Source organism: Silvanigrella sp. (genome assembly GCF_044369315.1).
Classification (GTDB): domain Bacteria; phylum Bdellovibrionota_B; class Oligoflexia; order Silvanigrellales; family Silvanigrellaceae; genus Silvanigrella.
This window is the reverse complement of record NZ_JBIPMD010000061.1, coordinates 1-15,387: the sequence shown is the minus strand read 5'-3', so window position 1 is coordinate 15,387 and position 15,387 is coordinate 1. Positions and strand designations below refer to the sequence as shown.

The 15,387-nt window shown below is 28.6% G+C and carries 15 protein-coding genes; all 15 read left to right on the top strand.

Annotation, left to right across the window (positions count from 1 at the left end; translation table 11 throughout):
* Positions 1-300: 300 nt before the first annotated feature.
* Complete coding sequence (locus ACIQ56_RS07155; protein WP_397600384.1) at positions 301-1,464, top strand: DegT/DnrJ/EryC1/StrS family aminotransferase; 1,164 nt, start codon at positions 301-303, stop codon at positions 1,462-1,464.
* A gap of 3 nt (positions 1,465-1,467) precedes the next feature.
* The gene (locus ACIQ56_RS07150) at positions 1,468-2,571 is read left to right on the top strand and encodes a nucleotidyltransferase family protein (protein WP_397600383.1); all 1,104 of its coding nucleotides are present in this window, start codon (positions 1,468-1,470) and stop codon (positions 2,569-2,571) included.
* A gap of 4 nt (positions 2,572-2,575) precedes the next feature.
* The gene (locus ACIQ56_RS07145; protein WP_397600382.1) at positions 2,576-3,586 is read left to right on the top strand and encodes a GDP-mannose 4,6-dehydratase; all 1,011 of its coding nucleotides are present in this window, start codon (positions 2,576-2,578) and stop codon (positions 3,584-3,586) included.
* A gap of 152 nt (positions 3,587-3,738) precedes the next feature.
* Complete coding sequence (locus ACIQ56_RS07140) at positions 3,739-4,440, top strand: cytidylyltransferase domain-containing protein (RefSeq protein WP_397600381.1); 702 nt, start codon at positions 3,739-3,741, stop codon at positions 4,438-4,440.
* Positions 4,441-5,304 carry an imidazole glycerol phosphate synthase subunit HisF gene (gene hisF, locus ACIQ56_RS07135; protein WP_397600380.1) on the top strand — a complete coding sequence of 288 codons (864 nt, stop codon included), beginning with the start codon at positions 4,441-4,443 and terminating at the stop codon, positions 5,302-5,304.
* Complete coding sequence (hisH, locus tag ACIQ56_RS07130) at positions 5,301-5,951, top strand: imidazole glycerol phosphate synthase subunit HisH (protein ID WP_397600379.1); 651 nt, start codon at positions 5,301-5,303, stop codon at positions 5,949-5,951. The genes hisF and hisH overlap by 4 nt, the downstream gene beginning before the upstream one ends.
* Positions 5,952-5,960: 9 nt before the next feature.
* Positions 5,961-7,193 (top strand): N-acetyl sugar amidotransferase, encoded by a 1,233-nt coding sequence (locus tag ACIQ56_RS07125; protein WP_397600378.1) that lies wholly within the window; start codon positions 5,961-5,963, stop codon positions 7,191-7,193.
* Between the two features lie 23 nt (positions 7,194-7,216).
* Positions 7,217-8,287: a UDP-N-acetylglucosamine 4,6-dehydratase (inverting) gene (pseB, locus tag ACIQ56_RS07120; RefSeq protein WP_397600377.1), complete on the top strand. Its 1,071-nt coding sequence runs from the start codon at positions 7,217-7,219 to the stop codon at positions 8,285-8,287.
* A gap of 14 nt (positions 8,288-8,301) precedes the next feature.
* Complete coding sequence (gene pseC, locus ACIQ56_RS07115; protein WP_397600376.1) at positions 8,302-9,516, top strand: UDP-4-amino-4,6-dideoxy-N-acetyl-beta-L-altrosamine transaminase; 1,215 nt, start codon at positions 8,302-8,304, stop codon at positions 9,514-9,516.
* A 22-nt stretch (positions 9,517-9,538) separates the two neighbouring features.
* Positions 9,539-10,591, top strand: coding sequence for a UDP-2,4-diacetamido-2,4,6-trideoxy-beta-L-altropyranose hydrolase (gene pseG / locus ACIQ56_RS07110; protein ID WP_397600375.1), 1,053 nt, complete (start codon positions 9,539-9,541; stop codon positions 10,589-10,591).
* A gap of 27 nt (positions 10,592-10,618) precedes the next feature.
* Entirely contained in the window at positions 10,619-11,206 is a 588-nt protein-coding gene (pseH, locus tag ACIQ56_RS07105) for a UDP-4-amino-4,6-dideoxy-N-acetyl-beta-L-altrosamine N-acetyltransferase (RefSeq protein WP_397600374.1), read from the top strand.
* Complete coding sequence (gene pseI / locus ACIQ56_RS07100) at positions 11,181-12,236, top strand: pseudaminic acid synthase (RefSeq protein ID WP_397600373.1); 1,056 nt, start codon at positions 11,181-11,183, stop codon at positions 12,234-12,236. The genes pseH and pseI overlap by 26 nt, the downstream gene beginning before the upstream one ends.
* Positions 12,229-13,173 (top strand): aldo/keto reductase, encoded by a 945-nt coding sequence (locus tag ACIQ56_RS07095; protein WP_397600372.1) that lies wholly within the window; start codon positions 12,229-12,231, stop codon positions 13,171-13,173. Before pseI ends, ACIQ56_RS07095 begins: the two co-directional genes overlap by 8 nt.
* A 19-nt stretch (positions 13,174-13,192) precedes the next feature.
* The gene (locus ACIQ56_RS07090; protein WP_397600371.1) at positions 13,193-14,515 is read left to right on the top strand and encodes a glutamate-1-semialdehyde 2,1-aminomutase; all 1,323 of its coding nucleotides are present in this window, start codon (positions 13,193-13,195) and stop codon (positions 14,513-14,515) included.
* A 14-nt stretch (positions 14,516-14,529) separates the two neighbouring features.
* Positions 14,530-15,237, top strand: coding sequence for a cytidylyltransferase domain-containing protein (locus tag ACIQ56_RS07085; RefSeq protein WP_397600370.1), 708 nt, complete (start codon positions 14,530-14,532; stop codon positions 15,235-15,237).
* The last annotated feature ends 150 nt before the right edge of the window (positions 15,238-15,387 follow it).

Here is a 15,387-nt window from a genome sequence, read left to right as displayed (position 1 = left end):
ATTTAAATCTCCCCCTCAAAAGGAAATTTAAATCTGTATTTACGTTTTGTAAAAATCACTTATTGGGAGGACACTTTGCTGGACAGGAATAGGGATCCTGCTTAGTTTGAGCTTTTTAAAATAATCCTCAATTTCTTGAGCTTTAAGATTCTGTATCTAGTCTTGATGAGGATACAGAAAATAAGATAGTATTTTTCTTGAAGGACGGAAAATGTGTATCTCTGTCATTATTTTCGACCATCTAAGAAAATATAAAGTAGGTATAATGAATTGAAGAGCGAAAGATTAGGAACTTTGAAAATGATTAATTTGCATGAACCAATTTTTGATACAGAAGATGAAAACAATGTTCTTGAGGCATTACGTTCTTCATGGGTTTCGACGGGAGGGCCTTTTATTGATAAATTTGAGAAATCATTTGCTGAATTTATTGGTGTAAAGCATGCAATTTCTGTTTGTAATGGAACTATTGGATTACAACTTTCAATCGAAGCATTAAAAATTAGATATCAAGTTTTTAAAAGTTTTGATATCATTTTACCTTCTTTGACTTTTATTGCTACGGCTAATGCTGTAGTGCATTCTGGTGGTTCAGCAAAATTTATAGATGTCGATGAAAACTCATTGCAGTTTTCAATTGAAAATCTTAGAAAATATATTTTAAGTAACTATGAATATAAAGCTGATAACAAGTTTTGGATAAATAGAGTAACTTTTAATAGATTATTAGCTTTTATGCCTGTGCATATCATGGGCTGGTCTGCTGCAGAAAGTCATTTATTAAAAGGAATTTCAGAAGAATTCAATCTTACAATTTTAGAAGATGCAGCGGAAGCATTAGGAACCTATAATCTTGATGGTAGTCATATTGGAAATTCAAGCTTAGCAGCTATTTTTAGTTTTAATGGAAATAAAATACTTACTACTGGTGGTGGTGGTATGATAACTACAAATGATTCTGAATTTGCAAAACATCTAAAACATTTATCTACAACAGCAAAAAATGATAATTTAAGATTTGTTCATAATGAAATAGGTTATAATTTTAGACTTGTTAATTTATTAGCCGCTCTGGGATGTTCTCAATTAAAGAAATTAAAATCTCGTTTAGTTCGTAAAAAAGAAATATTTAATTTATATTCTAAATTTTTAAACTCTTCATTTTTAACTCTATATAAACAACAAAATTGTGAATCAAATTATTGGTTAAATTGCGTTGTATTTGATAGTTTCAACTTAAGAGAAAAAGCACTCACAACACTGATAGAAAATAATATTCAAGCACGTCCATTATGGACTCCATGTCATTTACAACCAGCATACAAAACAAATAATAATTTATTATTAAAATCTACTGAAGATATGTGGAATAGAACTCTTTCTCTACCATCAAGTCCTCAAATATTAAATGAGGAAGTTAAAATGATTTCCGATTTAATTCTTTTAAGTATAAGTGGAAAATAAATAATGAATAAATTTTCTCCTACATATAAACAAGCAATTTTATCAGAAAATTCAACTTTAAAAGAATGCTTAAAGTTAATTACAAAGTCTGGATTATTAATTGCTTGTATTTCTTCATTTCAGAACGAAAGATTTCTTGGAATCCTAACAGATAGCGATATTCGCAGAGCTCTTTTAAACGGTGCATCTTTGGATGATTCTATTGAGAAATGGATTAATAGAAATCCCGTAACAGCGAATGTTAATAGCGCATCTGATGAGTTGTTTGAACTTTCACATCGTGTTGGAAAAAGAGAAATTCCCCTTTTAGATGATCAAGGGTTTTTAGTAGACATTTTTATTTTAGGATTGAATGATATTCGTACTTCTCAAATAAAACAAAAATACGTGGAAATAAAAAATCAAGTTTCAAATTATATGTTTATTTTAGCTGGTGGGCTTGGAACAAGACTTCGATCAATCGTCAATGATAGACCTAAACCTTTAGCAATAGTTGGAGGTAAGCCAATTATTGAAACACTTTTAAATCAGGCATCATCCCAAGGTATTAAAAATTTTTATATATCTACCAATTATCTTGCAGAACAAATTGAAGAGTTTTTAAGTTCTGAAAGATTTTCTGAATTAAATATTGAGTTTGTAAAAGAAAAACAACCTTTAGGCACTGCTGGTTCAATCGGTTTTATAAAAAATAAAATTAAAGAATCAATAATTGTTTGTAATGCTGATATTTTAACAAATGTTCAATATTTAAAAATAATTGAAGAACATGAAAAACAAAATGCAGATATAACATGTGCTGTAAGACCTTATCAATATACAGTTCCTTATGGTGTTATAGATGTAATGGATAAAAAAATATCAAGTATAAATGAAAAACCTAAATTTAACTTTTTAGTTAATACAGGTATATACGTATTAAAACCAAAAATAATAGAATTAATAGAAAATGATCAATATTTAAATATGACTGATTTTATTACTAAATGTAATACTAGAGGTAAAAAAATTATACCATATTTAATACATGAATATTGGATTGATGTTGGATTACCTGAAGAGTATTTGAAAGCAAATGATGAATATCATTTACACTTTGAAAGTTAAATATATGTCTAAAAGAGATCTAGGAAAAATATTTGTAACTGGTAGTGATGGATTTATAGGTAGTCATTTAGTTGAAAATCTTGTTGAAAGAGGCTTTGAAGTAACAGCTTTGTGTCAATATAATTCATTCGGAAAATATGGATGGCTTGATGAACTTACTCAAAAAATCTGTCCTAAAAATTTAAATTTAATTTTGGGTGATATTCGTGATCCTTTTCATATGAAAAAAATAATTAAAGGGCATGATACCGTTTTTCATCTCGCAGCATTAATCGCAATTCCTTATTCTTATGTTGCTCCACAAAGTTATTTTGAAACCAATGTTCTTGGAACATTGAATATAATGGAAGCATGTTTAGACTCTGGAGTCGTTTCTCGGTTTATTCATACATCAACAAGCGAAGTTTATGGATCTGCGCAGTTTGTTCCAATAACAGAAAATCACCCATTACAAGGTCAATCTCCTTATTCTGCAAGTAAAATTGGTGCAGATATGGCGGTGGAGTCTTATTTTCGGTCAATGTCTCTTCCTTCTGTAATTCTAAGACCTTTTAATACATATGGGCCAAGACAAAGTATGAGAGCAGTTATTCCTACGATAATTGCTCAGGTTTTATCTGGAAAATCTGAAATAAAATTAGGAAACCTTACTGCTACAAGGGATTTTAATTATGTAATTGACACTGTCGAAGCCTTTATTGCTTTAGCTCATTGTAATAATGATAGTATTTTAGGTCAGAGTTTTAATACCGGTACAGGCCAAGAAATTTCTATTGAAGATTTAGCTAAACTAATTTCTAAAGTAACAGACAAGAAGTTTTCAATTATTACTGAAGATGAGAGAAAGCGTCCTGAAAAGAGTGAAGTTGAGAGATTAATATCTGACCCTACTAAACTTTTTCAGGCAACAGGATGGAAGTCTAAATTTAGTTTAGAAGAAGGTATATTTCAATTAACTCATTGGATGAAAAACCGTGAAGAATATTTAAAAGAAAATATAAGGTATTATGTATGATTATAAATTTAAACTATTTTTAATTAATTTATAGATTCATTTTGAAAATAATGTAACAGCTAGAGCAGGTACTGAAGTAATTAAAAATGTTTTATCAAATTCTGTTGTATATGTTGTTCCAGCAAAATGAGGAATAAATGGATAATGAATAAATGACTATCTTAAATAAAAAAATATTAGGCATAATAACAGCTAGAGGTGGTTCTAAAGGTTTAATTAAAAAAAATATTTTAAAATTTGGAAATAAACCTTTAATAGCTTGGACCATAGAATCAGCTAAAAATTCGAATTATATAGATCGAATTATTTTGTCTACGGATTGTTCAGAAATTAAAGATGTCGCTCTTCAATATTCATGTGAAGTCCCTTTTATAAGACCAGCTGAATTAGCAACGGATACCGCAACAAGTATTGATGTTATTTCTCACGTATTAAATCATATTGAAGGTTATGATTATTTTGTTTTATTGCAGCCAACATCACCTCTAAGATCCCAATATGATATTGATTCTTGTATAGAAAAATGCGTGAATGAAAATGCTCCTAGTTGTGTATCAGTTTGTAAATCTGATATTTATCCTCAACTTATGTATTCGATTGAAGATAATCAATCTCTAAAGCCCTTACTTAGTGGGGAAAAGCCAACTAGACGACAAGATATGAAAAATTATTATACTCTTAACGGATCTGTATATGTTGTGAATATAGAGTTTTTTAAAAAGCAGGGAAAAATGCTAGCAGATCATTCTATATGTTATGAAATGCCAAAAAATAGATCCATTGATATTGATGATGAGATTGATTTTTCTATTGCCGAATTCATATTAAATAAAAATTTAATGAAAGAGATATAAATGAATCACAGAATAATTGCTCGATTAGATGTAAAAGGGCCAAACTTAGTAAAAGGGATTCATTTAGAGGGATTGCGTGTACTCGGAGATCCTGTCCATTTTGCTGAATATTATTATGAACAAGGTGCAGATGAAATTATTTATATGGATGTTGTCGCAAGTCTTTATGAAAGAAATAGTTTACATGATCTAATTTCAAAGACAGCAAAAAAAACGTTTATACCCATTACGGTAGGTGGTGGAATTCGGTCGATAGAAGATATTAAGTCAATTTTAAGATGTGGAGCAGATAAAGTTGCGATAAATACAGCGGCTATAAAGGATCCAAATCTTATAAAAGAAGCTTCTAAAAAATTTGGATCGTCTACAATTGTTGTTGCATTAGAAGTTATTAAACAACCTAATGGCGATTATTTAGTATTTACAGATAACGGACGAGAGTATACTGGTATCCATGCTTTAGCTTGGGCAAAACAAGTAGAAGAATTTGGGGCGGGAGAAATTATAATAACATCTGTAGACAATGAAGGTACTGGAGGGGGTTATGACAATAATATAATCTCAATTCTTAGCAAATCCCTTTCTATCCCAGTAATTGCACACGGAGGAGCTGGTTGCAAACAACATATTTATGATTGTTTCTTTGAGGGAAAAGCTGATGCTATCGCTATTGCAAGTTTGATTCACTATGAGTCCGCTTCAAAATTATTTTCTAAGTATACAACAACTTCTGAAGGTAATATTGAATATTTAAAATCAAATGCAATACCTCAGTTTATTACTCCAGCAAGTATTCCAATTATTAAAGAATTTCTATTGAATAAATCAATTCAATGTAGGCCTTATAAAGGTGAAAATCAATGAGAAAAAAAATAGTAATTGTAGACTATGGAATTGGAAATTTGCAAAGTGTCGCTCAAGTTTTTGCTCATTTAAATAATCCAGTATCGATTTCTTCTAATAACAAAGAAATAATGTCTGCGGATGCATTAGTGCTTCCAGGAGTTGGTGCATTTGGCCATGCTATGAATAATTTAAAAGAATTAAATCTTGATAAATCTATTTTAGAATTTGTTCAAACAGGTAAATCTCTGATGGGAATTTGCTTGGGCTTTCAATTATTATTTTCAGAAAGTGAAGAATTTGGAAATCATAAGGGTCTCGACATTATTAAAGGGAAAGTTCTGAAGTTTACAAATAATAACGGATTGGATCTTGGTATTAAGATTCCTCAGGTCGGTTGGAATAAAATTTATAAACCAGTAATTAGTGTCGATAATTGGAATAAATCTCCTTTAAGAGAAATACAAAATATGGATTATATGTATTTTGTTCATTCATATTATGTAGAGCCAGAAATAACAAATGAAATATTAACTTTAACACAATATGGTGGAAAAGAATATTGTTCTTCAATTTTAAAAGATAATATTTTTGCAGTTCAATTTCATCCTGAAAAAAGCGCTTGGCAAGGAATTCGTATTTATAAAAATTGGATAGAAACGATTTAAGGAGTGTATATGAATATTAATGGTAAATATACCACAAAATATGGATTACCAGAAAAAGTCATTTTTTGTAAAAAATGTGTAATGTCAAATCAAAGACCAGCATCTACATCTGAGTTTCGTCATACTGTTGAGAGTAAAAAAGTTACTTTAAATATTGATTCAGAAGGGGTATGTGATGCATGCAGAACTGCAGAACAAAAAAATATAATTGATTGGGATTCAAGAGAAAAAGAATTATTAATTTTATGTGATAAATATAGAAAAAATGATGGAAGTTATGATTGCATTGTTCCTGGCAGTGGCGGTAAAGATAGTGCATATGCTGCACATTTATTAAAATACAAATACGGTATGCATCCTTTAACTATTACTTGGCCTCCGATTATGTATACAGAATATGGCTATCAAAATTTTAAAAATTGGATTGAAATTGGTGGTTTTGACAACATAACTTTTAAGCAAAATGGAAAAGTTATGAGACTTTTAACAAAATTATCAATTGAAAATTTATTACATCCATTTCAAACTTTTATATTAGGACAGAAAAATTTAGCTCCAAAAATAGCTTCAAAATTTGGAATCCCTCTGGTTTTTTATGGTGAAAATGAGGCTGAATATGGTAATCCGATAGCTGAAAACTCTTCTTCTTTGCGTGATAAATCATATTTCACTATGAATAATATTGATGAAATTTATCTTGGTGGAGTATCTATAAAAGAATTAAGAGAAAAATACGAAATTCCTTTAGCTGATTTAATGGCATATATGCCTGCTTCAATAAATGAATTACAAAGTTCTAATATTGAAGTTCACTATTTAGGATATTATAAAAAATGGGTGCCACAAGAGGTGTATTATTATGCTGTGGAAAACACTGGCTTTAAACCACGTCCTTTTCGAACACAAGGAACATATAGTAAATACAATAGTATTGATGATAAAATTGATGACCTTCACTATTATACAACATTTATGAAGTTTGGTATTGGTAGGACAACTTATGATGCATCACAAGAGATCAGAAATTCTCATATAGATAGAAAAGAAGGTTGTGCTCTTGTTAAGCGTTTTGATGGGGAATTTCCTGATAGATATTTTACTGAAGTTGTGGAATATCTGGATATCAAACCAGATGAGTTTTTAAGATTGTGTGATGAAGCTCGTTCCGAGCATTTATGGAAAAAAGTTGGATCTGAGTGGAAATTAAGACATACTGTAAATAAAGATGGTATTGATGATTAAATCATTAAATTTGGAATAAAAAAATGTTTAATAATAAAAATATATTAATAACTGGTGGTACTGGAAGTTTTGGAAAGAGATTTGTTAGAAGAATTTTAAAAGAATACACACCTAATAAACTAATTATTTATAGTCGTGATGAATTAAAACAGTATGAAATGGCAAAAATTTTTTCACCAGAAAAATACCCTTGTATGCGCTATTTTTTAGGTGATGTAAGGGATCAAACAAGATTAGATCGCGCTTTAAATGGAGTTGATTTTGTCATTCACGCAGCTGCTCTTAAGCATGTTCCTGCAGCTGAGTATAATCCATTTGAGTTTATTAAAACAAATGTCATGGGCGCTCAAAATATCATTGAATCATGCATTGATCATGGAATTCAAAAAGTCGTAGCTCTTTCTACTGATAAGGCATCAAACCCAATAAATTTATATGGTGCAACAAAACTTTGTTCGGATAAACTTTTTGTAGCTGGAAATTCTTACTCAGGAAAATCAGAAACAAAATTTTCTGTAGTACGATATGGAAATGTTGTTGGCTCTAGAGGAAGTGTTATTCCATTTTTTTTAAATATAAAAAATACAGGTGTGTTACCTATTACAGACCCACGTATGACACGTTTTTGGATTTCATTAGATCAAGGAATTGACTTAGTTCTATCTGCATTTGAAAAAATGCTTGGTGGAGAGATATTTGTCCCTAAAATTCCAAGTATGAAAATTCTGGATTTAGCCTCAGTACTTGCGCCTGAATGTGAAATTAAGCATGTTGGTATAAGACCAGGAGAAAAGTTACATGAATGTATGATTGGTGAAGATGATGCACAATATACATTTGAATATGAAAATCATTATGAAATTCAGCCAGCAATTCATGATTGGTATCTAGATTCTAAAAGAACCTATGGAGGTATTCGAATGCAAGAAGGCTTCCGTTATTCTTCTGATACGAATAATCAATGGCTAAACAAAGAATCTCTTATGAATGTTTTAAAAGGTTATATTTTAAAAGATACTGAACTTGTCAAAATAGATGAGTTTTCTATTGAAAATGCAAAACAAGATTATTTTCTACCTGATGAATTAAAATAGCGAGGAGAAATAATTTGGAAAATAAAATCATACCATATGGTAAACAAAACATAAATTTTGAAGATATAGAGTTTGTTACTCAAGCTTTAAAAAGTGATTATGTAACACAAGGTCCTTTGGTCGATAAATTTGAAGAGGAATTAGCTAAATATTTAAATGTTAAGCATGTTGTCGTTGTATCAAATGGTACTGCCGCATTGCATATTGCTGGTCTAGCTTTAAATTTAAAAAAAGGTGATGCTGTAATTATGCCTGCTATATCATTTGTAGCAACATCAAATTCTGTTTTATATTGTGGCGCTACACCTGTTTTTGCTGATATTGACATTAAAACTGGAAATATTTCTTTAGAATCAGCAGAAAAAGCATATAATATTGCAAAACAAAACGGCCTAAATGTAAAAGCAATTTATCCAGTCCATTTTGGTGGTATGCCATGCAATCCAAATGAAATTTGTAATTTTGCAAAAAAATATAATTTAAAAATTGTCGAGGATGCATGTCATGCCATAGGCTCTAAATATAGAAAATCACCAACAGATGAATTTCAAATGGCAGGCTCTTTTTCTGATATGGCTATTTGGAGTTTTCACCCTGTGAAGCATATCACTACTGGTGAAGGTGGTGCCGTTTCAACAAATGACACTGAGTTAGCTACAAATTTAAAATTACTAAGAAGCCATGGTATTACAAAAAATTCAAATAGCTTTGAAAATCGTAATTTGTATTTTGATGAAACAACAAATGGGGTAAATCCCTGGTATTATGAAATGAGTGCTCTTGGTTTTAATTATAGACTTCCAGACATTTTGTGCGCATTGGGAATATCTCAGTTAAAAAGACTTGATATTTTTGTTCAAAAAAGAAGAGAAATAGCAAATTATTATAGAGAATTTTTAAAAAATATAGATTTTATAGAATTACCACCTATTGATAATGAATATTCATATTCAAGTTATCACCTTTTTCCAATACTAATTGATTTCAAAAAAATTAAAAAATCAAGAAAACTTGTAATGGAAGAACTTAGAGAAAATGGAATTGGCTCTCAAGTTCATTATATGCCGATTCCTTGGCAAAATTATTACCAAAGTAATCCTGATAATTATCTCAGTACAGATATTTCAAATTCAGAATTATTTTATTCCAAAGAGCTTTCAATTCCAATGTTTTTTGATTTAAATGAAATTGATTGTCAAAAGATTTCTAATGTGATTAGAAAATTATAGTATATAAAATCTGAGGATGTGTATGAAAATTGCTTTTCGTGTAGATGGTTCCTATAAAATAGGAAGTGGACATTTCATGAGAAGTATTGTACTTGCTCAAGAATTAAGAAAAAAAATTGATCCTGAAATTATTTTTATTTCATATAAACATATAGATAACTTTAATCATATTCCAGAAAAGTTTGGATTTAAATCAATCTCTTTTGCTATAAATGGAGATTGGTCTCAAGATAAAGACGCAGAATATTTATTAGAAGGATTTAAAGGCGAGTTTTTTGATTATATCATTATTGATAATTATGATTTAGATAATATTTGGGAATTAAAAATAAAAAAAATATGTAAAAAAATATTAGTGATTGATGATTTAGCAAATAGAAAACATAGCTGCGATTATTTATTAGATCAAAATTATGTTGATAATTTTTTAACTAGATATAATGGTTTAATTAATCCGAATTGTGATATTTTCTTAGGTACTAAATATGTCTTGTTAAGAGATGAATTTCTTGAAATTAAAAATAAATCAAAAATAAGAAATCATGGATTAAAGAGTTTATTAATTTCATTTGGCGGTTCTGATCCTAAAAATTTGACAATAAAAATATTAAATATAATTAAAAATATAAATTATACTTTTGAATCTATAGATGTCGTAATAGGTTCAAAATTTCATGAATTAAAAATTTTAAATAATTTGTGTGATTCTATTCCAAATTCTAAAATTCATATTGATACTAATCATATTTCAAAATTAATGTTAGAAGCTGATCTATGTATTGGAGCCGGTGGAACCACATCATGGGAAAGATGTTTTTTAAAATTACCTTCCTTAATTATATCTGTAGCAGATAATCAAATAGAAATTTCAAAATCTTTACATCAGATTGGTGCTGCATATTACTTTGGCAATGAGTCTGAAAATGTCTATAATCAATTAAAAGATTATTTAATTAAACTTATAGAAACACCTTATATTTTAGAAAAAATGTCTTTAAATACTCAAAATATTATGAATGCCGAGAGTTTTCTTGGTGCTGAATATTTGTGTAAAAAGATTTTTAATTGTAATTAATAAGATTTTAATGTTAAGGAATGATTTGTGTCTAGCATAGAGAATTTTAATAACACATATAGAGATTCTTCCTTAGTTCCTTTAAGTGAAGAATATTTAGAATTAATTTTTAAATGGAGAAATTCTTCTAGAGTTAGAGAAAATATGTTTAATTCTACTGAATTAAAATGGGAAGATCATTTGCAATGGTTTGATAATTTAAAAAAACAAGAAAACAAATTTCACTATGTTTTTTTGCATAATAAAACTCCAAAAGGTTTTTTGTCTTTTCATCGAGCTCATGAAATTGAAAACTCATTAAATTGGGGGTTTTATTTAGGTAATTCAAATGAAAAAAAGGGTTTATCTTATTTGATGGGAATGCTCGGATTAGATTTAGCATTTAATATTATTAAAGTAAATGAAATATATGCCCAAGTTTTAGAAAATAATTTTAAAAGTTTTCGATATCATTTACAGTTAGGTTTTAATTTGGAATCAAAAGAATTATATTCTAAAAATGAAAAGAATTATTATCTATTTAAATATAATAAAAATAATTGGGAATTTAAAAGAAATATGATTGAAGAAAATTTAAAGGAATTGTTCAATGAAATCTTTTTATATCGGAAATAGAAAAATAGGTTTAGATGAAAAACCATTTATTATTGCTGAAATGTCGGGTAACCATAATCATTCTTTGGAAAGAGCTTTAAAAATAGTTGAAGAAGCTCACAATGCCGGCGCTCATGCAATTAAACTTCAAACTTATACACCAGATACAATGACTTTAAATGTTGATTCTGATGATTTTATGATTAAGGATAATAAAAGCCTTTGGGACGGTAGAAATCTTTATGAACTATATAATGAAGCTTATACACCATGGGAGTGGCATAAGCCCATTTTTGATTATTGTAAAAAACTTGGTATGATTGGATTTAGTACTCCTTTTGATGACTCATCTGTTGATTTTCTAGAGTCACTAGAAGTTCCATGTTATAAAATCGCCTCATTTGAAATGACAGATATCCCGTTAATTCGAAAAATTGCTTCTACTAGAAAACCTGTAATTATTTCTACTGGTATGGCTAATATTTCTGAAATAAATGAATCTTTAAAAGAGCTAAAAAAGAATGGAATAAATGATATTGTAATTTTAAAGTGCACAAGTACATACCCCGCAAATCCAAATAACACAAACTTATTAACTATTCCTAACATGAGAGACACTTTTAATGTTCATGTAGGTCTTTCGGATCATACTATGGGTATTGGTGTTTCTATTGCATCAGTTGCTCTTGGGGCTGTTGTGGTTGAAAAACATTTTACGTTATCAAGGACTGATGGAGGGGTTGATTCTGCTTTTTCAATTGAACCACATGAGTTAAAGCTTTTGGTGACAGAAACAGAGCGAGCGTGGCAAAGTCTTGGTAAAATTTCTTATGGTCCTTCCGAATCTGAATTAAAGTCTTTGCAATTTAGAAGATCTTTATATATCTCAAATGATATAAAGAAAGGTGAAATTTTTACAAGAGAAAATGTTCGAGTTGTTAGACCAGGATTTGGACTTGAACCCAAATATTTTGATCTGATATTAGGAAAAAAAGCTTCAGATGATTTTATTAAGGGTACTGCAGTAACTTGGGAGTCTTTTAGTGGTTAATGAAATAAGTCAACCAAATATTGGTCTTGGAACGGTTCAATTTGGATTACCTTATGGTATTCATTCAAATAAACCTTTAATGGAAGATGAAACCGTAGATCAAATTTTATCTAGCGCAGTTTTAAATAAAATTAACTTTTTTGATACTGCAGCAGATTATGGATGTTCTGAAAAAAGAATTGGCAAATTTATATCAAAAAACTTGATAAATAAAAATGATTTTATTGTTTCAACAAAAATTCCAAAAGTAGAGGAAGTTGTTTGGGATTCAAATTCATATTTTGATTTTATTAAGAAAATATCTGAAGAAAGTTTAGTTAATCTAAATTTAGAAAAACATAAGATCCTTCAATTTCATCAATGCGATTTAAAATTTCTCTCTTCTCATAATGTTAAAAAAATATTTAAAAGAATTTTAGATGAAAAAATATGTGACACTATAGGTATTTCTGTTTATACTCCGGAACAAGCATTTATTGCTTTAGATATTCCTTATGTAAAAGCAATTCAAATACCGGTAAATATATTAGATAGAAGATTATTAAATGAAAAACTTGTTAATTTATATAAAGAGAGAAATATCTTTGTAATTGCTAGATCTGTTTTTTTGCAGGGAATTTTGACTCCAACAATGTCTATTCCCGATGTAAAACAAGCAAATAAACTTTTAAATTTAAAAAAATTATGCCTAAATTTACTTAATAAAGAGCAAGATATACAAAAAATCTCTTTAGATTTTTTATTCAATAATATTTTTACCAATTTTATAAAAGTTGGATTAATAGGTGTAAATTCTGTTGTTGAATTAAATAAAAATTTAAATTATATTCAAATGTCTAAAGAATTAAATGATGAGCTTGATTATAAATTTATGGAAATTGGTATGGATTCTAAAATAGAGCCTCTACTAAATCCTTCATTTTGGAATAGTTTATAATTTAAAAGGGAGTTTTATCATGAGCAAAAATAATTATTACCATGAAATGTTAACAAAATATATTCCTGGAGGAGCTCATACCTACAGCAAGGGAGATGATCAATGGCCTGAAATAGCGCCAAAATGCATAGAAAGAGGCAAAGGTGCTTATGTTTGGGATGCTGATGGAAATCAATTTATTGATTGGTCCATGGGACTCACTTCAGTTGCTTTTGGCCATGCTAATGAAGAAATTAATTTTGCTGCTGTAGAAGCAATGCAATTAGGGCATAACTTTCAAAGGCCAAGCACAATTGAAGCAATTGCCGCAGAAAAATTTTTAAATTTTTTAAGTGATCGCGGTGAAATGGTAAAGTTTGCTAAAAATGGATCTACAGTAACTACAGCTGCTGTTAAATTATCAAGAGCATTTACAAATAGAAATAAAGTTGCTGTTTGTACTGAACATCCTTTTTTTAGTTATGATGATTGGTTTATTGGAAGTACAAAATGTTCGTCTGGTATTCCAAATGCCATTAAAGAATTAACCGTAAAGTTTTCATATAATGATATTGATTCCGTTAGAAAAATGTTTGAAAATAATAAAGATGAAATTGCATGTGTTATCCTTGAGCCTATAAAATTTGAAATTCCTAAAGATAATTTTTTAAATAAATTATATGATGAATGTAAAAAAAATGGTGCTATTTTGATTTTTGATGAAATGGTAACAGGATTTAAATGGCATAAACAAGGTGCAGGTAAATATTATAATGCAGATGCAGATTTATATACTTGGGGAAAAGGAATGGCAAATGGCCATTCTGTTTGTGCTTTAACAGGAAAAAAAGAAATTATGGAATTAGGAGGAATATCTCATGAAAAGCCTCGTGTATTTCTTTCAAGTACGACACATGGAGCAGAAATTCCTCAATTAGCAGCATTAATTAAAACTCTCGAAATCATAGATTCAAATCCAAATATTTTTGAAAATAATTGGAAGGTTGGTAAATATTTAAAAATGAGACTCAGGGAACTATGTGCGAAAAATAGTCTATCAGACTTTATAGACTTTTTAGGTGAAGATTGTTTTTTTGTTGTAGATATAAAAAATCCTGGAAACCAAAAAGCAAATGTTGCTAAAACTTATTTAATTCAAGAATTAATAAAAGAAGGACAACTCTTTCAGGGATTATTTTATATAACAGTAGCTCATAATGAAGAAATAATTAACAAAACAATTTCAGCTTGGGAAAATGTTTTAATAAAATATAAATTATTTATAGAAGAAAAAAATAGCAATAGTTTAATTGGAAGTCCAATGAAACCTGTATTTCGTGAGTATAATCATTCTGAAATTTAAATTAGGAAATAAATTTGAAAAAAGTAACCGCAATTGTTCAGGCTAGATTAACAAGTTCAAGACTACCAAATAAAGTTTTAGAAAAAATCTCTAAATACTCTATTATTGAGCTTATATTCTTGAGATTAAAAAAAGCAAAACAATTAACAAATATAGTATTTGCAATTCCAGATAACGTCCAAAATGATCCTCTATTTAATTATTTAACTAAAGAATTAAATGCAAATGTATTTAGGGGAAGCGAAGAGGATGTTTTATCAAGATATAAATTATGTGCAGAAAAATATGATTCTGATTATTACGTAAGAATTACAGCTGATTGTCCTTTTGTGCTTCCAGAACTTGTTGATGAATTAATTGATATTACTTTAGCTAATCCATATTCTTATGTGAGCAATGTATCACCTCCAACATTTGCGGATGGTTTTGATGTTGAAGTCTTTTCAAAAGAACTTCTATTATATATGCATCATAATTTTTTTGATAAAAAAGATAGAGAACATGTAACTTATGGATATTTAAAAAGAAAAGATCAATTAACAAATAATTTTAATTACTATAATTTTGAGAATAAAGTAAAAAATTATAGTAAATATAGGCTAACTTTAGATACTATGGATGATTTAAAAGTAATTAGAAAAATTGCTGACGAATATAATCATGATCTTCAGTTTATTAATGAAAGCGAATGTATTTTATTATATGAGAATATAAATTTTTAATAATAATCATTTAAAACATAAACGTATCCTCCCAATAAGTGCATTTTACAAACACAATGAATGGAATTAAATTTTTTATAGAGAGTGGTTTTTGATTTTGTTGATAGTATCAAGATAATTCCAAGGTAACCAATCTTTTGGGTTTTGCTT